At 64.1% G+C, this 17,945-nt stretch carries 17 protein-coding genes; 7 read left to right on the forward strand and 10 right to left on the reverse strand.

The annotated features are described in order from the left end of the window. The first annotated feature begins 31 nt into the window (after nucleotides 1–31). The 3 genes from C7A17_RS04975 to C7A17_RS04985 are packed head-to-tail and all read left to right on the forward strand — an operon-like array spanning nucleotide 32 to nucleotide 1,722. Nucleotides 32–460 carry a group II truncated hemoglobin gene (locus tag C7A17_RS04975; protein WP_199796392.1) on the forward strand — a complete coding sequence of 143 codons (429 nt, stop codon included), beginning with the start codon at nucleotides 32–34 and terminating at the stop codon, nucleotides 458–460. Nucleotide 461: 1 nt separating this feature from the next. Then, complete coding sequence (locus C7A17_RS04980) at nucleotides 462–800, forward strand: FKBP-type peptidyl-prolyl cis-trans isomerase (RefSeq protein WP_106736981.1); 339 nt, start codon at nucleotides 462–464, stop codon at nucleotides 798–800. Continuing rightward, nucleotides 793–1,722 (forward strand): class I SAM-dependent methyltransferase, encoded by a 930-nt coding sequence (locus tag C7A17_RS04985; RefSeq protein WP_106736982.1) that lies wholly within the window; start codon nucleotides 793–795, stop codon nucleotides 1,720–1,722. The genes C7A17_RS04980 and C7A17_RS04985 overlap by 8 nt, the downstream gene beginning before the upstream one ends. Nucleotides 1,723–1,787: 65 nt before the next feature. Here C7A17_RS04985 and norR read toward each other — a convergent pair whose 3' ends face one another. Continuing rightward, the gene (gene norR, locus C7A17_RS04990) at nucleotides 1,788–3,338 is read right to left on the reverse strand and encodes a nitric oxide reductase transcriptional regulator NorR (protein WP_106736983.1); all 1,551 of its coding nucleotides are present in this window, start codon (nucleotides 3,336–3,338) and stop codon (nucleotides 1,788–1,790) included. A 194-nt stretch (nucleotides 3,339–3,532) separates the two neighbouring features. Here norR and hmpA point away from each other — a divergent pair, with 194 nt between their 5' ends. From hmpA to C7A17_RS05005, 3 genes are read left to right on the forward strand one after another with little or no spacing between them, the layout of a single operon-like run. After that, the gene (hmpA, locus tag C7A17_RS04995) at nucleotides 3,533–4,714 is read left to right on the forward strand and encodes an NO-inducible flavohemoprotein (protein WP_106736984.1); all 1,182 of its coding nucleotides are present in this window, start codon (nucleotides 3,533–3,535) and stop codon (nucleotides 4,712–4,714) included. Nucleotides 4,715–4,732: 18 nt separating this feature from the next. Next, complete coding sequence (locus C7A17_RS05000) at nucleotides 4,733–4,984, forward strand: transmembrane sensor/regulator PpyR (RefSeq protein WP_106736985.1); 252 nt, start codon at nucleotides 4,733–4,735, stop codon at nucleotides 4,982–4,984. After that, a complete protein-coding gene (locus C7A17_RS05005) occupies nucleotides 4,971–6,146 on the forward strand; it encodes an NnrS family protein (RefSeq protein WP_106736986.1) in 1,176 nt (391 codons plus the stop codon). Before C7A17_RS05000 ends, C7A17_RS05005 begins: the two co-directional genes overlap by 14 nt. A gap of 281 nt (nucleotides 6,147–6,427) precedes the next feature. On the opposite strand, the gene rimI is transcribed toward C7A17_RS05005, so the two are convergent. From rimI to C7A17_RS05020, 3 genes are all read right to left on the reverse strand, one after another. Further along, nucleotides 6,428–6,880 carry a ribosomal protein S18-alanine N-acetyltransferase gene (rimI, locus tag C7A17_RS05010; RefSeq protein WP_021488733.1) on the reverse strand — a complete coding sequence of 151 codons (453 nt, stop codon included), beginning with the start codon at nucleotides 6,878–6,880 and terminating at the stop codon, nucleotides 6,428–6,430. A gap of 185 nt (nucleotides 6,881–7,065) precedes the next feature. After that, nucleotides 7,066–7,863: an energy transducer TonB gene (locus tag C7A17_RS05015; protein ID WP_106736987.1), complete on the reverse strand. Its 798-nt coding sequence runs from the start codon at nucleotides 7,861–7,863 to the stop codon at nucleotides 7,066–7,068. 138 nt (nucleotides 7,864–8,001) lie between these two features. Then, nucleotides 8,002–8,997, reverse strand: coding sequence for a GlxA family transcriptional regulator (locus C7A17_RS05020; RefSeq protein ID WP_106736988.1), 996 nt, complete (start codon nucleotides 8,995–8,997; stop codon nucleotides 8,002–8,004). A gap of 98 nt (nucleotides 8,998–9,095) precedes the next feature. On the opposite strand from C7A17_RS05020, the gene C7A17_RS05025 reads away from it, so the two are divergent. Continuing rightward, nucleotides 9,096–9,920: a dienelactone hydrolase family protein gene (locus C7A17_RS05025; RefSeq protein ID WP_106736989.1), complete on the forward strand. Its 825-nt coding sequence runs from the start codon at nucleotides 9,096–9,098 to the stop codon at nucleotides 9,918–9,920. A gap of 42 nt (nucleotides 9,921–9,962) precedes the next feature. Here C7A17_RS05025 and C7A17_RS05030 read toward each other — a convergent pair whose 3' ends face one another. From C7A17_RS05030 to C7A17_RS05055, 6 genes are all read right to left on the reverse strand, one after another. Beyond that, nucleotides 9,963–11,207, reverse strand: coding sequence for a saccharopine dehydrogenase family protein (locus C7A17_RS05030; RefSeq protein ID WP_106736990.1), 1,245 nt, complete (start codon nucleotides 11,205–11,207; stop codon nucleotides 9,963–9,965). A 143-nt stretch (nucleotides 11,208–11,350) separates the two neighbouring features. Next, entirely contained in the window at nucleotides 11,351–12,448 is a 1,098-nt protein-coding gene (locus C7A17_RS05035) for a carboxynorspermidine decarboxylase (protein WP_106736991.1), read from the reverse strand. A gap of 271 nt (nucleotides 12,449–12,719) precedes the next feature. Continuing rightward, nucleotides 12,720–15,047, reverse strand: coding sequence for a DUF6160 family protein (locus tag C7A17_RS05040; RefSeq protein ID WP_106736992.1), 2,328 nt, complete (start codon nucleotides 15,045–15,047; stop codon nucleotides 12,720–12,722). Between the two features lie 11 nt (nucleotides 15,048–15,058). Further along, complete coding sequence (locus tag C7A17_RS05045; protein WP_106736993.1) at nucleotides 15,059–15,649, reverse strand: DUF6160 family protein; 591 nt, start codon at nucleotides 15,647–15,649, stop codon at nucleotides 15,059–15,061. After that, nucleotides 15,636–16,691, reverse strand: a complete 1,056-nt coding sequence (locus tag C7A17_RS05050; protein WP_199796393.1) for a hypothetical protein — start codon at nucleotides 16,689–16,691, stop codon at nucleotides 15,636–15,638. Before C7A17_RS05050 ends, C7A17_RS05045 begins: the two co-directional genes overlap by 14 nt. A 2-nt stretch (nucleotides 16,692–16,693) precedes the next feature. Next, the gene (locus tag C7A17_RS05055; protein ID WP_106736994.1) at nucleotides 16,694–17,722 is read right to left on the reverse strand and encodes a DUF6160 family protein; all 1,029 of its coding nucleotides are present in this window, start codon (nucleotides 17,720–17,722) and stop codon (nucleotides 16,694–16,696) included. Nucleotides 17,723–17,945 lie beyond the last annotated feature (223 nt).

Raw genomic sequence — 17,945 nt, forward strand, 5'->3', positions numbered from 1 at the left:
TACAATGGCGCCTTTTCCGCGGAACAACGCGATGAGCCACACACCTCCCTACGGCACCGGCGATGCCTCCTACCAGGCCGCCGGCGGCATCGACGGCCTGCGCCATCTGGTCGACGACTTCTACCGGCTGATGAACGAACGCCCCGAGGCTGCCGCCCTGCGAGCCCTGCACCCGGCCGACCTGAGCGCCTCACGCGACAAGCTGGCGTGCTTTCTCAGCGGCTGGCTGGGCGGCCCACGCCTGTTTGCCGAAAAATACGGCAGCATCAGCATCCCGGCCTTCCATGCCCAATGGCCAATCGACCAGGCGCTGGCGGAAAGCTGGCTGAGCTGCATGGCCGGCGCCATCGCTCTACAGAGTTATGCGCCGACCTTCGCCGACTACCTGCTGACTCAGCTGCGCGTACCCGCCGAACGCTCCGTGCAGGCCAGCCAAAACCGTCACCGCAAGGAAACCTGACATGACTGACGAACTGATCATCGAAGACCTGCAACCCGGCAACGGCAAGGCCGTGGTCAAGGGCGCCCTGATCACCACCCAATATCGCGGCTGGCTGGCCGACGGCAGCGAGTTCGACTCGTCCTGGTCGCGCGGCAAGCCGTTCCAGTGCGTGATAGGCACTGGCCGGGTGATCAAGGGCTGGGATCAGGGCCTGATGGGCATGCAGGTCGGCGGCAAGCGCAAGCTGCAGGTGCCGGCGCATCTGGGTTATGGCGAGCGCAGCATGGGCGCGATTCCGCCCAACTCCGACCTGACCTTCGAGATCGAACTGCTGGAAGTGCTGACCCGCGATGACTGACACGCCACTCGCCGTCCTGCGCGAGCACCTGCTGCAGGCACTGGAAAACCACCCCGGCACCGAAACGCGCCGCCTGTTCCATGGCCGTGGCCGCTGCTGGCCAGGACTGGAGCAGATCACCATCGACTGGTTGTCCGGCATGGTGCTGGTGATGCTGTTCCGCGAGCCGTCGCCGGCGCTGCGACCGCTGCTCATGGAACTGCTGGAGACGCCGCTATGGCAGGCCAGCGGTGCGCGCGGCCTGCTGCTGCAGCACCGCTATGTACACGGCAGCGAGAGCGAATGGTTGGCCGGCGAGCCGCAGGCGCATTGGCCCATCATCGAGGACAGCCTGCACTACCTGCTCGACCTGGGCAGCAAGCAGAACAGCGGGCTGTTCCTCGATATGCGCCTGGGCCGCCAGTGGGTGCGCGAACAGGCCGCCGGCAAGCGCGTGCTCAACCTGTTCGCCTACACCTGCGGCTTCTCCATCGCGGCCATCGCCGGCGGTGCCGCGCACGTGGTCAACCTGGACATGGCGCGCGCAGCCCTGTCACGCGGGCGTGAAAACCACCGCCTGAACGGGCATGACCTGAGCCGAGTGGAATTTCTCGGTCACGAGCTGTTCAAGTCCTGGGGCAAAGTGCGCAAAAGCGGGCCATACGATCTGGTGATCATCGACCCGCCGAGTTTTCAGAAAGGCAGCTTCGCCCTCACCCAGGACTACGCCAAGATTCTCCGTCGCCTACCCGAGTTGCTGACCGAGCACGGCATCGTGCTGGCCTGCGTCAATGACCCGGATATCGGCCCGGACTTTCTCATTGAGGGCATGGCCGCCGAAGCATCGCAACTACGCTTCATCGAACGCCTGAACAACCCACCGGAGTTTCCAGACATCTCGCCCGAAAGCGGATTGAAGGCCCTAGTGTTTCAGCAGGGATAAACCTGTGGGAGGGGCTTTAGCCGCGACCTGAGCGAGTCGCGGCTGAAGCCCCTCCCACCATCCGATTACCGAATGCCCAGCCGCCTGGCCAAGCGGCTGAGGTTGGCGCGATCCACGCCCAGCTCCCGCGCGGCATCGGCCCACTTGCCCTGATGACGCGCCAGGCACTGTTCGATCAACTGGCGCTGGAAAGCATCCACAGCCGGACGCAGCTCCACGCCTTCCGGTACCGGCTCGCCGGACGCCAACACGGCCTCGACGGCTGCGCTCGCCTCACTGCTCGGCAAGTCCAGATCCTGCACGTCCAAGCTGAGGATTCGCGGTCGCTCGCCATGACGCGCCAGCGCCTTGATGGACGCACGACCAACCAGGTGTTCCAGCTCGCGCACGTTGCCCGGCCAGTCGTGGCCGACCAAGGCCTTCTGCGCTTCAGGGCTCAGGCGCAGGCTGCGCAGCCCGAGCCGGGCGCGGTTCTCTTCGAGGAAGTAGCCGGCCAGCAACAACACATCGCGACCGCGTTCGCGCAGCGGCGGCACCGGCAGCGGATAGACGCTCAGGCGGTGATAGAGGTCGGCGCGAAAACGTCCGGCACGCACTTCGGCCGCCAGGTCGCGGTTGGTGGCGGCGATCACCCGCACATCGACGCGGTGCTCGCGATCCGAACCGACCCGCTGCAGCTGACCACTCTGCAGCACACGCAGCAGCTTGGCCTGGATCGCCAACGGCAGCTCGCCCACCTCGTCAAGGAACAGGCTACCGCCATCGGCCAACTCGAACTTGCCGCTGCGCTCGCTCATCGCCCCGGAGAAGGCGCCGCGCACATGGCCGAACAGCTCGCTCTCCACCAGCGCATCGGGCAGCGCCGCGCAGTTGATGCTGACCAGCGGCCGCTGCGCACGCGGCGAAGCGGCATGAATCGCCTCGGCCACCAACTCCTTGCCCACACCGGTCTCGCCGGTAATCAGCACGGTCAGCGGGCTATCGCCGACCAGACGAATCTCGTCCTGTAACTTGCGCAGCGCCGCGCTCTGCCCCACCAACTCGCGCGGTTGCTGACGCGTCTGCTTGTACAACTCGGTGAGCTGGCGTTCGGCTTCCACTCGCTGCGCCAGGCCGCTGATACGCTGGCTGACCTTGACCGTGGCCGCAGCCAGGCTGGCGAAAGCCTCCAGATTGTCCAGCTCGAAGCGACCGAAGCTGGCCGGATCGAGCGAGTCCAGAGTCAGCAGGCCCCAGAGCTGCTCGTCCAGGTACAGCGGGCAACCGAGGCAGTCGTGCACCTCCAGGTGGCCATGCAGCCCATCGACCAGGCCGTCATAGGGGTCGGGCAGGCCGCAATCAGCAGCGAAACGGGTCGGCCCGGTGTGCTCCAGCAACGCCGCCAGACGCGGATGCTCGCTGACCTTGAAACGTCGCCCCAGGGTATCGGCGCTCAACCCCTCGACCGCCAGCGGCACCAGAATTTCGCCATCCAACCGCAGCAGCGCCACGGCATCGCAGGGGAATAGATGGCGCAAGGCGGCGAGCAGGCGGCGGTAACGCTCACCGTCATCCAGCTCACGGGACAGATCGGCGACCAGGGGAATCAGAGTTTCCAGCAGAGGATTAGCGGTCATTAAGACTACTCTTTGTCTTTATGACCCACATGCAAGGCGAGTCATTAACACAGCAAAATAAGCAAACCATTGATATTTAAAGATTATTTAAATGGCACGCTTTCTGAAAGGTATCTACCGCTAACGCTAGCACGCCACAACTGGCCATACGAGCCACACCGGCGTCTTTTACTTGCCTTGCGGAGATACCCCATATGCTGACCCACGCTCAACGCGACCTGATCAAAGCCACCGTGCCCCTGCTGGAAAGCGGTGGAGAAGCGCTGACCACGCACTTCTACCGGATGATGCTCGGCGAGTACCCCGAGGTGCGCCCGCTGTTCAACCAGGCACATCAGGCCAGTGGTGATCAGCCACGCGCTCTGGCCAACGGTGTGCTGATGTACGCCCGCCATATCGACCGCCTCGAAGCCCTCGGCCCGCTGGTGCGCCAGGTGGTGAACAAGCACGTCGCCCTGCAGATTCTCCCCGAGCACTACCCCATCGTCGGCAGTTGCCTGCTGCGCGCAATCCGCGAAGTGCTGGGCGCCGAGATCGCCACCGATGCGGTGATCGAGGCCTGGGCCGTGGCCTACCAGCAACTGGCCGATATCTTCATCGGTGCCGAGGAACAGCTCTATCAGGACAACGCTACGGCGCCTGGTGGCTGGCGCGGCGCGCGGGCCTTCCGCGTAGCACGCAAGGTCATCGAGAGCGCCGAGATCACCTCCTTCCATCTGGTACCTGTCGATGGTGGTGCCCTGCTCGACTACCAACCTGGACAGTACATCGGCCTGCGCCTGCTGCTGGACGGCGAGGAAGTGCGCCGTAACTACTCGCTGTCAGCCCTGGCCAACGGTCGCGAGTACCGCATCAGCGTCAAGCGCGAGCCGGGCGGCCGGGTCTCCAAACACCTGCACGACAATGTCCAGGTCGACGACGAGCTGGAGCTGTTCCCACCGGCAGGAGAGTTCACCCTGAGCGCGTCGGACAAGCCGCTGGCCCTGATCAGCGCCGGCGTCGGCATCACCCCGGCACTGGCCATGCTCGACGCGGCACGGCACAGCGGCCGGCCGATCCACTTCATCCACTGCGCGCGCAATGCCGAGGTACATGCCTTCCGCGACTGGGTCGATGCCCATGCCTCCGAGCATCCGCAGATTCGCCACTACGTCTGTTACAGCGAACCACGTGAGGGCGATGCAGCCGACGCCACCGGCTTGCTGAGCCGCGATCTGCTGGCGCAATGGCTGCCGGCTGATCGCGATCTGGACGCCTACTTCCTCGGCCCGAAACCTTTCATGGCTCAGGTCAAACGCCACCTGCAGGCGCTGGGCGTACCGGACGAGCAGAGCCGCTACGAATTCTTCGGCCCGGCTTCGGCCCTGGATAGCTGATCGATGAGGGGGTGAACCATGTACCCGCTGAACCTTCCACCCGCGCACATTCTGCACCTGTCCAGCCAACTGCTCTGGAGTGGTCTTTTTCTGCTACTTCTGGGACTGCTGGCGGCCTATGGCCTGGAACGCTACCTGAATGTGCCGACACTGGTGTTGGCGCACGGCCTGACGCTGATCGGCCCGAGCCTGCTGAAGATCGGCTATGTGCTGCGCCTGATCGCGCAGGAGCGTCTGAAAGAGAGGGGCGGTGTTCATGCAATTGCTTGATCGCAAACAGGCACTAAGCATCCCGCCGGTATGGCGCCTGGGCTTTCGCCCGTTCTTTCTCGCTGGCGCCCTGTTCGCCCTGCTCGCCGTTGCCCTCTGGGCGGCGGTGCTGCATGGCGTACCAGGCCTGGCGGTGCCCGGCGGCATGCTGGCCTGGCACCGGCACGAGATGCCCTTCGGCTTCGGCCTGGCGATCATCGCCGGTTTCTTGCTCACTGCCGTGCAGAACTGGACAGGCCGCCCAGGCCTGAGCGGATGGCCTCTGATCAGCCTGTTCGGCGTGTGGTTGGCGGCACGCCTGGCCTGGTTCGTGTCCGTACCGCTGGCGGTGCTGACCGGGCTGCAACTGGCCTTTATCGGCCTGTTCATCGCGCAGATGGCACGCCAGTTGATCGCAGCGAGGCAGCGCAACAACTACCCGATTCTGCTGGTGCTGAGCCTGCTTGCGCTGTGCCAGTCGCTCAACCTCGCCGGCCTGTTGCAGGGCAACGACGACCTGCAACGCCGCGGAGCGTTGGCCGCACTGTGGTTGATTGCAGTCATGCTGAGCCTGATCGGTGGGCGGGTCATTCCCTTCTTCACCCAGCGTGGCCTGGGCCGGGCCGAGGCCTTCGCCGCCCATCCCTGGCTGGATCGCTTGCTACTGGTCTGCGGCGTGCTGGTCGCGGCGCTGTTCGCCAGCGGACATAACCTGCGGGCCAGCCCATGGTTGGCAACGCCCTTCATCGCGCTGAGCGTGCTGCATGGTCTGCGCCTGTGGCGCTGGTACCTGCGCGGCATTTGGCGCGTACCGCTGCTGTGGTCACTGCACCTGGGCTACGCCTGGCTGTTGCTCGCCACACTCGGCATGGCCGCCTGGCACATGGGCTGGCTGGCACAACCCAGCCTGGCCAGCCACGCGCTGGCGGTGGGTGCGATGGGCGGACTGATCCTGGCGATGATGGCGCGGGTCAGCCTTGGCCATACCGGCCGCGCCCTGCAACCGCCCAAAGCGATGGCCTGGGCCTTCGGCCTGCTCAATCTGGGCGCGCTGATTCGGGTCGCCGCCGGCAGCGGCTGGCTATGGCTGGCAGCAGTATGCTGGGGCGTGGCCTTCGCGCTGTTCGCCTGGTATTACGCGCCGATGCTGTGCCAGGCGCGGGTAGACGGGCATCTGGGGTGAGTGGCGGAAATTTCGGTGCGCACGGCGCACCCTATGGGGAGGGTGCACTGTCCAGGACGCAGTATCCGACTTCATCCCAATCGACCAACGCCCCAGGGCGGACTCAGGAGCTACGGGTAGGGTGCGCCGTGCGCACCACCCAAGACGAAGCAACCGAGCTTCATCTCAATCGACCAGCACCGTAGGTCGGCCTCAGGAGCGCAAGCGAACAGTCCGCCAATTACCTTCGTCATCGCCTGCCGTCGCTTCGCGAACGGATCGTCGCCTGCTACCCCAAAGCCTCAATCGACCAGCGTACAGGCCATCACCAGCGCATCTTCGCGCCCACCGACCGCCGGGTAGTAGTCACGGCGACGCCCCACCTCGTTGAAGCCGAAACGCTCATACAGGCGATAGGCACTCTGGTTGCTGGCGCGCACTTCTAGGAAGCACTCGCGCCCGCCCAACTCGTAAGCCTCTTTCATCAGGTGTTCGAGCAGGCGCAGGCCGAGGCCGCGGCCCTGGCTTTCCGGCTTGACGGTGATATTGAGCAGATGCGCTTCGTCGAGGATCAGGTTGATCACGCCGTGACCAACCTGCTGATTGCCCTCGAACATCAGCCAGCAGTTATAGGACTTGAGGCTGTCGGTGAAGATACCGCGCGTCCACGGATGACTGAAGGCGGCGTATTCGATCTTCAGCACGGCATCGAGATCCGCCTCGGTCATCGGGCGGAAGGAAATCGCATCGCTCATTGGAATACTCAAAAATATCTACGATCTTGCGAGCTAGAGCCATGCAATACCGATGGCGGCCCCGCAAAAGCAAGTGAGAAACGGTCGGAGTCGCGGGCGACTGTACTCTTGTGCATGGGCATTTCGACCGGGCTGGCGTTCCAGATTGTTTTCAACACAGCAGGGCCGACGCGCAGCTGATCGTGTCACGGAGCTAGCCAGCGCTGACGAACACGCCGCATGGCCTGCCACAGCTCGCGCTTGCGTGCCGGCTCTTCCATCAGCAGCTCAAGGCCCGGCAAGGCCCAGCAGGTACCCAGCCCCTCGACCTGCAACTCGCGGTTGTAGCTGTGCTCGTCGCCCTCGCCAGCGAAGCGAATGGCCGGCAGGCCGATCAGCCACAGACAAGTGCTGGGCTGCTCTTCCAGCCGCGCGGCAACGAAACTCTGCACGAACTCCAGCGCCTCTTGCGGGCCCTGATCCATATTGCCGCGCACCAGCAGCGGCCAGCGCACCGGCTCGCCGAGCAGTTGCGGGCTGTCCGGCAAGCCGGCGGCGCGCAGCAGATCCTTGAGCAGGATGTAGGCCGGGTCGCGACTCTGGAACGGCTGGCCGGTGGGCAGCTCCACCAGCAGGGCACAATCGCCGGCGCGCAGCAATTGCAGGGAAAATCGCGGCGGTGGCGCGCTGACGCGGGCCGGCTTTTCCTCGACTGGTTCTGCCGCAGGTGTCTCGACAACCGCCTGGCGCGCTTGGCTGCCTGGGCGCGGCACTTCGATCTTAGGCCGCTCGACAACCGCTGCCACCGGGGCTTCGCGCACGGCGACCGGTGCCGGAGCACTCGGCTCGACCGGCGTTTCGACCACACCTGCATCGACTTCAGCCTGCAGTGGTTCGAGCAACTCGGGACGTGACGGGGCCGCGAAAGGCAAGACGGTGCGCGGTAGCCAACTGGCAACCTGCATGGCGTCGAGGTAGGCACGTCGGCGCAGCTCGGGGATCACACGGCCTCCACTTGCAAGGATGCGCCGCTCCGACAGGCGTCGGGCACGGCAACTGGATGAGGATCGCGATGCCTGGGGCATCGCAAGATGGCGGCAATTGTCGCGTGAAATACCCCGCGCGGGAAGCACGAACGGCCACTAGCCGCCTTCATGACCTTGTACCCGGCCAACCGCCTGGCGGAACTGGCTCGGTGTGCCACGCGCCAGCTTGCGCATCAGCCGGCGCAACGCCGAGGTGTCGGCATAACCAACCTGCTCCGCCACCTGTTCGACCGACAGGCGGGAATTTTCCAGCAACATGCGCGCACGGTTGATGCGCACACCCTGCAACAGAGCGGAAACGCTGCCTCCGGTGGCCTTGCGCACATGCCGCGCCAGCGTGCGACTGGACATCGCCCGCTCCGCCGCCAGTTCTGCAACGCTCGGCGGATTCGGCAGCGCCGCCTCGAAACGCGCGACCAGATCTGCCACCAGTTCATTGCCAGCGGCCAGCAATGCCGGATCGATGTAGCGTGCCTGCGACTGCCGGCCATCGATCAGCAGCACCCGCGAGACCGCCTCCGCCAGCGCGGGGCTGAAGCGGTAACGCAACAGGTGCATGATCAGGTCGACATGGGCGAAGGCTGCGCCCGCCGTCAGCAACTCGCCATCGGCCACCAGCACCTGTGCGACATCCACCTGGCAATCGGGCGCGCGGCTCTGCAACAGGCTGCCCAGCCACCAGGTGGTGGTCACCCTTCGCCGCGCCAGCAATCCAGCTTCGTGCAGCAGGAACACCGCTGTGCAGGCCGCAGCCAGGGCGCCACCGCTGGCGGCATGCGCACGCAGGCCGGCACCGACCCTCCGGGCGTCCTCCTGCGCCAAACGCGTGTCTATGCTTTGCGCATCGGTCACACCAAGCCCCGGCAACAGCCAGACCGAACCGTCGGGCTCGCCGGCCCCAGGCAGCGGCTGTGCGTCGATGCGCAAACCGCTGCTCAAGGCCACGCTGGTGACCGTCGAACACACCCGCCAGCGCGGGACGGCGCAGCCGACCTGGCGCGACAGGCGTGCTGCGCAGGCCAGGATGTCCAGGGTGCCGCTGACCGCCGTGGCGAACGCCCCCGGCAGGACGATGAGAGTGAAGTCGTACATTGACCGATAACGCTCGAAAGATGTCGCTCAAGACACTTCAAGCAAGCGACATTTCAGCGCCAAATGCAAGCCAGCTGCCCACCCCAGGAGACCCGACCATGACGTCCAGAACGCTCGATGAGTTCGATCCACTCGATGACTTCACTCCGCGCACCATCACCCTCGACGGCATCACCAAGGTGGTGCAGGTCAGCGGCAGCGGCCCGGCGGTCATCGTGATGCCGGAGCTGCCCGGCATCAGCCCGTACATGGCGCGCTTCGCCCGCTGGGTGCGCGAGGCCGGCTTCACCGTCTACATGCCGTCGCTGTACGGTCGCGACGGTGATCCCTCCAGCCTGGAGGCCACCCAGGAAATCTTCCGCAAGATCTGCGTCAGCGCCGAGTTCCACGCCTTCGCCGGCAACGGCTCGAGCCCCGTGACGCAATGGCTGCGCGCCCTGGCGCGGCAAGCTCACGCCGAATGCGGCGGCGCCGGCGTGGGCGCGATCGGCATGTGCTTTTCCGGCAACTTCGCCCTGAGCATGATGCTCGAACCGGTGATGCTGGCTCCCGTACTGGCCCAGCCGTCGTTGCCAATCGACGACCCGGCGGGGCTGGAGAGCAGCGACGAAGAACTGGCCCGGATCAAGGCACGCCTCGACCGCGACGGGCTGGACGTGCTGGCCTACCGCTTCGCCGGCGACCGCATCTGCCAGGCGCAGCGCTTCGCCGCTTACCAGCGCGCCCTGGGCGAGCGCTTCATCGCCCGCGAGTTGCCCGATAGCGCGGCCAATCCAGAGGTACCTGAGTTCTTCGAGAAGGTGGTGCAGACGCCGCACAGCGTGGTGACCGTGCACCTGATCGACGAGGCCGGGCAACCGACCCGCGCCGCACGCGACGAGATTCTCGCCTTCTTCAGGCAGAAGCTGGCGCCCGGCGCCTAGCAGAAAAGGCGAGGCCCGCCGATTGGCGGGCCTCGTTCGGGGTCAGAGTGCCTGATCCCAGGGGCGATCACCGTGCTCATCCTTGATGCGCGTCGGCAGGCCCATTACGTCCAGCAGCTTGAGGAACGGCTCGGCCGGCAGCTCTTCGACGTTGACCATGCGCTTGGCATCCCACTCACCACGCGCGACCAGCAGCGCGGCGGCAACCGGCGGCACGCCGGCGGTGTAGGAGATGCCCTGGCTGTCGGTCTCGGCGAAGGCGTCTTCGTGGTCGGCCACGTTGTAGATGAACAGCTCACGCGGCTGGCCATCCTTGGTGCCCTTGACCAGGTCGCCGATGCAGGTCTTGCCGGTGTAGCCGGGTGCCAGCGACGCAGGGTCGGGCAGCACGGCCTTGACCACCTTGAGCGGAACGACTTCGAGGCCTTCAGCGGTCTTGAGCGGCTGCTCGGAGAGCAGGCCAAGGTTCTTCAGCACGGTGAACACGTTGATGTAGTGGTCGCCGAAGCTCATCCAGAAGCGGACGTTCGGTACGTCGAGGTGCTTGGACAGCGAGTGCACCTCGTCATGGCCGGTCAGGTACAGGTTCTGTACGCCCACCACGGGCAGGTCGTCGGTGCGCTTGACCTCGAACATGGTGTTGCTGATCCACTGGCTGTTCTGCCAGCTGTAGACCGTACCGGTGAATTCGCGGAAATTGATTTCCGGGTCGAAATTGGTGGCGAAGTACTTGCCGTGCGAACCGGCGTTGACGTCGAGGATGTCGATCGACTCGATCGTGTCGAAGTACTGCTGTTGCGCCAGAGCAGCATAGGAGTTGACCACGCCCGGGTCGAAGCCGACACCGAGGATGGCGGTCACGCCCTTGTCCTGGCATTCGGCCAGGTGCTTCCACTCGTAGTTGCCGTACCACGGCGGGGTTTCACAGATCTTGCTCGGGTCTTCGTGGATGGCGGTGTCCAGGTAGGCGACGCCGGTGTCGATGCAGGCGCGCAGCACGGACATGTTGAGGAACGCCGAACCGACGTTGATGACGATCTGCGATTCGGTTTCGCGGATCAGTGCCTTGGTCGCTTCCACGTCCAGGGCGTTCAGCGCATAGGCCTTGATCTCGCCGGGCTGCTTGAGACCGCCCTTTGCCTGCACGCTGTCGATGATGGCCTGGCATTTGGAGATGTTCCGTGACGCAATCGAAATACGACCCAGCTCGTCGTTATGCTGCGCACACTTGTGGGCCACCACCTTGGCAACACCTCCTGCACCAATGATCAGAACATTCTTCTTCAATTGTTTCACCTCCAGGGTACTGCGTTGTTGAAAGCGTTTGATGCGTGTCGTGAAGGTGGGCTGAAGCCCACCCTACCAGTCATGCAAGGCGTAAGCCGTAGGGTGGGCCGGGCGGCGTTCCGCTTGAGCCCACCGCAGCAATGTCAGGACAAGCTGGACAGGTAGTCGTCGAACTCGAACTGGCGAGCTACCTCGACGCTGCCGTCGAGCTGCTTGACCACGATGGATGGCATTTTCAGACCGTTGAACCAGTTCTTCTTGACCATGGTGTAACCGGCCGCGTCGATGAACGACAGGCGATCACCAATCTGCAGCGGCTTGTCGAACTGGTACTCGCCGAAGATATCGCCGGCCAGGCAGGATTTGCCGCAGACCATGTAGGTGTGCTCGCCATCGTTCGGCGCCATCTTGGCGTTGAGGCGGTAGATAAGCAGGTCGAGCATGTGCGCTTCGATGGAGCTGTCGACCACGGCCAGATGCTTGCCGTTGTACAGGGTATCGAGCACGGTGACTTCCAGCGAGGCGCTGAGGGTGATCGCCGCTTCGCCCGGCTCCAGGTACACCTGCACGCCGTACTTCTCGGAGAAGGCTTTCAGGCGCGCGCAGAAGGCATCGATCGGATAGCCCTCGCCAGTGAAGTGGATGCCGCCGCCGAGGCTGACCCACTCGACCTGAGCGATCAGGTGGCCGAAGCGCTCCTCGATGGTGGTCAGCATCTTGTCGAACAGCTCGAAGCTGCCGTTCTCGCAGTTGTTGTGGAACATGAAGCCGGAAATCTGCCCCATGACCGGCTCGATCTTCGCCGGATCCCACTCGCCCAGGCGGCTGAACGGGCGCGCCGGGTCGGCCAGCAGGTAGTCGGAGCTGCTCACCTGCGGGTTGACGCGCAGGCCGCGGATGGTGCCCTGGGTACGCTCGGCGAAGCGTTCGAGCTGGCCGATGGAGTTGAAGATGATCTTGTCGCAGTTGGCGACCATCTCTTCGATCTCGTCGTCGGCCCAAGCCACGCTGTAGGCATGGGTTTCGCCAGCGAACTTCTGCCGGCCCAGTTTCAGCTCATACAGCGAAGACGACGTGGTGCCGTCCATGTATTGCTGCATCAGGTCGAACACCGACCAGGTGGCGAAGCATTTCAGCGCCAGCAACGCTTTGGCACCGGAGTTCTCGCGCACGTAGGCGATCTTCTCCAGGTTGACCAGAAGCTTCTGTTTGTCGATGAGGTAGTACGGCGTCTGGATCATGTCGTCGCCCCAGCAAGGTCGGCTTAGGGAGGACTTTCAGCCCCCCGGAAAAAAGTGGACGCGAATTGTGCCGATAACCGACGCATATCGAAAGGGCATTGGGGATTTTTTGTACAACCGGTAATTGCCAGCGCCCCGAAGAACGCGGTTACAGGTAGGGTGCGCCATGCGCACCACAGGCAGCGAAGACCTTTCGCCAGCAGCCGCTCCCCTCATACAGCCAGCAGGGACACCTTAGCGAACCGCGATGACAACCCCGTGACCACGGCAGTCAGTTGATCGGCGTCGCGGTCAGGTTGGCGCGGATATCGGCATTCTGCAGTTTCATGCCGTACATGGAGGTGACCGCCCCGCCCGTGGGGTGGACGTTCTGGATGCGGTCGATGTTGATCTCCTTGAAATGCACCCGGCCGTTGACGGCGAACCCCAGCGGGTCGGGCGACACCGGCGGACAGCCGCTGGCGCCCTTGTTGCAGACCTTGGTCGGCGCCACGTCCAGATTGAGGTCGACACGCACACCGTAGCTGTTGGCATTGGCATCGCTCGGATTGGCATCGGATGTATGGAAGTTATCCACCACCAGTTGCGCCCCAGTGCCGTTGACGCCACCCACCCGATCCGTCTCGATGATCAGCTGGTTGCGCTTCTCGCTGGTCGACACGCTGTCCGCAGGATTGCCCGAGGTATCGCGCACGAAGACGTTCTTCAGCCCCGCTGTCAGCCCTTCGTTACCGCGATCCTCCCAGCGCCCACCACTGGCGGTACAGGCCGATGCACTGGCGCCACTGCCACCGACGCACAGAGCCCCCGCGCCACCGGAACTGAGGCTGAGGGTCGAACCCTGCTCGTAGCGACGCAGCACGATACGACCGAGGCTCTGCCCGCTGCTGCGGTCGCCCCAGCGCACATCGTGCACATCCAGCGTCGACCAGTAGGTGCCCTTGCTCAGTTGCACGCCATTCTGGGTCACGTCCAGCGAACCGTCGCGAAAGTGCATGTCGTAGCGGGTGCCGGCCAGCCACAAGCCCTTGCCGGCCTCGTCGACGGTGATCGCAGCATTGGCATCGGTGACGACGAAGTCGGCGTTGTAGCGCACGCCATCGCCGCTCGCCCCACCGGGACGCAGGGTCAGTTGGCCGTTGAGGGTGAAATCGTAGGCCGGGAAGATTTCCAGCAGCACCAGCAACTCGGTGCCACCCTGCAGCGGCGCATCGGCGCGACCGACCCGCAAGCCATCGAAGCTGTAGCTACCCTTGACGTTCTTCAGGCCCAGGCGCAGGCCGTCGAAATGGCCGTCATAACCGCTGCTGCCGGGCTGGGTATTGGCACTGCCGGCGTAGCAGCCGGCACTGCTACCGCCCGCGCAGCTCTTGGTCAGGTCGACCGTCAGCTGACCGCTGCCATGGGTACGCAGGCCACTGAACCACATGCTGTTGCCGTTATCGGTGAGCGAAACCGAACTGCTGACCATGTTCCATGACACATCCGCGGTAATGCCCTTGAGCCCGGAGTTGGGATCGCCGCCCGGACGCAGCTTGAACCAGTTCTGCCGCGCGCCCTGATCCTGGAAATTGAGATCCAGCGCCAGGCTGCCGATCTTCTGATTACTGGGGTTGCCGATGATCAGGCCACCCAGGCTGGCGTTGAGCTTGAGATCCTGAAAGGCCAACTGGGCATAACGCCCGCTGCCGTCCTCGCCCAGGTCAAGGGTGATGCCGTTTTGGCTACTGAGTACGCCGGCGAAGTTCTCGGCGCGCAGCACGCCGTCGTCCTTGTACTGGAACAGACTGCTGGCGATGGTGATCTGCGGAATCAGGCGCAGCCCCTGACCGCTGGCGCCCCCACCGGCGATACGAATACTGCCACCAAGGCGCAGATCCATATCCAGTTGACCGAAGCTGCGCGCGTGGTCAGGGTGCCGCGTATCCGGGGCGCCAGGCGTTACCGCAACGCCGGCCTGCGGATCGCCATGAGCCAGATCCAGGCCGATACCGCCGATATGCGCGACGAAGCGCGTATCGCCCAGGTCGAGGCGCACCGCCGAGCCATTGCCGCCGCTGACGATGTCCAGGTAGGCGTTGTTCAGGTAGGCATCGAACGAGGCATCGCGCACGATCAGGTCGAAACCGTTGTCGCGGTAATAGAAGGTCACCGCATCCAGGCTCAGCCGGCTGTCATCGACGCTGAAGCCGGCCACACCGCTGGCCCCACCGCCGCTCAACTTGAGGCTGGCGCCAAGGGTATAGAAAGTGCGAAAGGCACCAAAACTCTTGTCGCTGCCGGCAAAACCGATGGCGTTCACTGCCAGTTCGTTCGGACGCCCCTGGTGCTCCACATGCAGGCGATCATCGATCACATCGACCTTCGTAGTGGAGACACTGCCGGCCTGCTGCGGCCGGCTGGAAACGCCCTCGAGGCGCAGGCTCTGGCCGTCCTCGCGGTACTCGAGGCTCTCTGCCGACCAGCCACCACCGGCGGTTTCGATGCTGATACCGCCACGACCACTGACATTGGCCAGGCCATCATCATCCAGCGCCTGCATGGCCCAGACCGGTGAACTGCCGAGAACGAGCGCCGAAAGCCATCCGTAACGCTGCATGATCCGCTTCCTCAGTTCGTGGGGAACACCAGCACGCTGCCTTGCATGCGGATGCTGCCGTCGATCTTGGCCGAGAAGATGTTGGTCTGCTGATAGCTCGGATCACCACCATTGGCCGCGCTCAGCGCCTTGTTCTTCCAACCGCCCTGACTGGCCACGCCGAAGGAGAAGTTGCCGTCCTTGAAGCGGATCTCGTTGGGCAAGCCCAGTGCCAGCACTTCGCGCTCACCAGTGGCGCTGGTGAGCGTGCGGGTGTCCAGGGTCAGGCCTTCGAAACTGAAGATGCCCTTGAGATTGTCCAGCACGTACCAGCCGGCATTGGCACCGGAGCGCACGGCCACACGCATGCCGCAGCTCTCCGGGCTGGCCGCGCCGGCCAGAGCACAACTGCGCTGGTTGGCCGTCCACTGCGCCGGGTTGTTGGTCGCCGGCGTGCCCCAGAGCACACCACCGTCCTTGTTGATGCTGAACTCGCCGGACAGGTAAACCCCGCCCTGCCCGCTCATCTCGCTGAGGGTGCTGTCGTCCAGCGCCTGCATTTCTGCCAGCGCCAGCACCGGCAGCAGCGATAGCAGCGCTACAGCCGTTCTAGCGCAGGTCATAGCTGCTTACCTTCAGGTAGTTGAAGCTCAGCCCGGAAATCTCGTTGCGGCCAAAGTTGTAGCCACCGGTGGGCACCGCAGTGGGGCTGCTGCGCGTGCCGCCAACGGTCAGGTTCTCGAACACCAGGTTGGTGCGCGGCGCATTGGCGTAGAAGTCACTGGCCAAAGCCTGGCGTTGCGCCGCCGTGGTGGCGCCGCTGGTGGGGTTCTGCAGCTCCAGGACGAACTGGCCATCGGCGCTGGAGCGCAGACGCAACGGCTGCGACTTGCCATAGCCCAGGGCGATGTTGGCGTAACCGTTGGTGATATACAGCGTGCGTGCGCCGCGCTGCGCGGCTGTCTCACCGGCTGTATTGCAATTGGCCTGGGCGCAGGACATCACCTCCAAAGTCTTGGCGAAGAGGTTGATGCGCGCTTCGCCCACCAGTTCACCGTTGCCGTTCTGCCCACGGTCGCCCCATAGGCGCAGGTAGGAGCCGTCCATCACCAGTTGGTGAAAATCCAGCGCGAGCATTTCGGTGCGCCCGGCCGCCACCTGGAAGTCGAAGCGTACGCCGAGGTCGGCTCGACCACTGGCGGCTGTCGAGCAATTCGAGCCCGCGGCCGCATAGCCATCGATACAGGGGTTGCCACCGGCGACCAGGCGCTCGGGAAACTTGAACGACAGCACCGTGATATTGCTCGGGGTGGTCTGCACCCACTGCCCATCATCGCGCAGGGAGCGCAGCTCCTCGCCCTTGGCCAGTTCCAGCTCGAACGGATGGTCGAGACTGCCGATGGTCACCGGATTGAGGTTGGCGCCCTTGTTGCTGCCGGCGGCGCCAAGGTAGAGATTCTTCATGGAGATGGGCACGTTGCGGCCCTGGCCGTCGGTGATGTCGTTGATCACGATCTGCGCACCGGAGCCGTCGAGCAGTACCTGATCCAGCACGAAACCAAGGCCGGCGCCCTGCACGTCGGACAGCTCAGCATCGCTCAGGGGCTCCATGGCGCCGGCCAGAGCGGCCGGAAGTGCGGCCGCCAGCAGCAGGTAGCGGCTCATGCTCAGCACCCCGCAGTAGCAGTGCCGAGGCAGGTGTCCTGCCGGGGAATACCGTTGAAAGCCTGATTGAAATCGATATTGATCGGCGAAACCAGGTTGCCGTTGGCGTCACGGTACTTGGGCAGGTTCATGAAAGCCCCCTGCAGCGCGGTAACGAAGGCGTTGCTGTCCATGTCACGCCAGGCCACGTCCTGGGTCTGCAGCGAGATGAAGAAACCCTTGGCCGCGTTCTGCATGTTGGACATGTCGCTGGTATTGCCCACTGGCAGCGACTGGAATTGAGAGAGGTTGAAGCAGGTCTGGATCCCCAGAATGGCGCAGTTGCTGGAGGCGAAGGCACCCAGCAGCGCATCGGTCCAGCCCCCTGCGCAGCCTGACGTGCAGGTCAGCCCGTCACCGTTCTTGATACCGGACATGGTGCCCCTGACCGGATCGCTCGTACCGCCGGAGCTGACCAGTGTCGCATCGGCCTCGACGATGCTAGTGCGGTACACACCAGCCAGGAACAAGGCGCTCTGCTGCAGGAAATTCGACTTGTTGTAGATGGCATCGCCAGTGCCCTTGATGTGCACGGGGATATTGCCAGTCAGGCTCTGAATATCACCGGACAGCACGCCTTTCGCCTCACCGAAGCCGATACGCACCCCAACCACGCGATTGCCGTCATAGGCCAGTTCAAGGAAAGGATTGGCAATCTTGAAGGGGCTAATGCTGTCGTTGGCGCCCACGGTGCCCAGCGCGAAGTTGTTGATCAGGATATCGGAAGAGCCCGTCGCCTCACCGGGCCGATTGTACTGACCAAGCTGCAGTTTCTTGATATTCAGCTGGGTATCGACGTTCACCCCGAAATTGACCCGGGTGTAGTTGACGCCGGCATTGCTGTCGGTGGTCAGGTTGATGAAGGCCTGGCCGGTGATATCCGACAGCTCTCCGTCCTCCAGCTCGACCATCTTGGCCTGGGCCGTGGTACTCAAGACCGCGGCGCATACCAGTGCCAGAGCATGTTTGGCGAAGCGAAAGGACTGGCGCATGGCGAAACCCCTGTTCTTATTAGTGCTGTCGAGCACTCCGACTCGAATCCTTATGGCCACTATAGGGACAGCAGCGCCAGAGCGGCCCGACCCATAGTCGAGAAAGGGCCGGCAAATGGCCGTCAACCGCTTGGCCGAAGCGGGACGAGTGTTACCAGTGGCAACAGCGGCGTAACACCTCTTCATTCACCGCTGAAGAACCATCAACAGGCGCCTCGTCATC

The sequence above is a fragment of the Pseudomonas mendocina genome (assembly GCF_003008615.1).
GTDB classification, from domain to species: Bacteria; Pseudomonadota; Gammaproteobacteria; order Pseudomonadales; family Pseudomonadaceae; genus Aquipseudomonas; species Aquipseudomonas mendocina_C.

Bases quoted from the DNA above. Each gene is read 5' to 3' on its own strand.
- C7A17_RS05055 (WP_106736994.1), bottom strand. From the start codon at position 17,722: ATGCGCCAGTCCTTTCGCTTCGCCAAACATGCTCTGGCACTGGTATGC.
- C7A17_RS05025 (WP_106736989.1), top strand. From the start codon at position 9,096: ATGACGTCCAGAACGCTCGATGAGTTCGATCCACTCGATGACTTCACT.
- C7A17_RS05020 (WP_106736988.1), bottom strand. From the start codon at position 8,997: ATGTACGACTTCACTCTCATCGTCCTGCCGGGGGCGTTCGCCACGGCG.
- hmpA (WP_106736984.1), top strand. From the start codon at position 3,533: ATGCTGACCCACGCTCAACGCGACCTGATCAAAGCCACCGTGCCCCTG.
- C7A17_RS04975 (WP_199796392.1), top strand. From the start codon at position 32: ATGAGCCACACACCTCCCTACGGCACCGGCGATGCCTCCTACCAGGCC.
- C7A17_RS04980 (WP_106736981.1), top strand. From the start codon at position 462: ATGACTGACGAACTGATCATCGAAGACCTGCAACCCGGCAACGGCAAG.
- C7A17_RS05050 (WP_199796393.1), bottom strand. From the start codon at position 16,691: ATGAGCCGCTACCTGCTGCTGGCGGCCGCACTTCCGGCCGCTCTGGCC.
- norR (WP_106736983.1), bottom strand. From the start codon at position 3,338: ATGACCGCTAATCCTCTGCTGGAAACTCTGATTCCCCTGGTCGCCGAT.
- C7A17_RS05035 (WP_106736991.1), bottom strand. From the start codon at position 12,448: ATGATCCAGACGCCGTACTACCTCATCGACAAACAGAAGCTTCTGGTC.
- rimI (WP_021488733.1), bottom strand. From the start codon at position 6,880: ATGAGCGATGCGATTTCCTTCCGCCCGATGACCGAGGCGGATCTCGAT.
- C7A17_RS05000 (WP_106736985.1), top strand. From the start codon at position 4,733: ATGTACCCGCTGAACCTTCCACCCGCGCACATTCTGCACCTGTCCAGC.
- C7A17_RS05005 (WP_106736986.1), top strand. From the start codon at position 4,971: ATGCAATTGCTTGATCGCAAACAGGCACTAAGCATCCCGCCGGTATGG.
- C7A17_RS05045 (WP_106736993.1), bottom strand. From the start codon at position 15,649: ATGACCTGCGCTAGAACGGCTGTAGCGCTGCTATCGCTGCTGCCGGTG.
- C7A17_RS05040 (WP_106736992.1), bottom strand. From the start codon at position 15,047: ATGCAGCGTTACGGATGGCTTTCGGCGCTCGTTCTCGGCAGTTCACCG.
- C7A17_RS04985 (WP_106736982.1), top strand. From the start codon at position 793: ATGACTGACACGCCACTCGCCGTCCTGCGCGAGCACCTGCTGCAGGCA.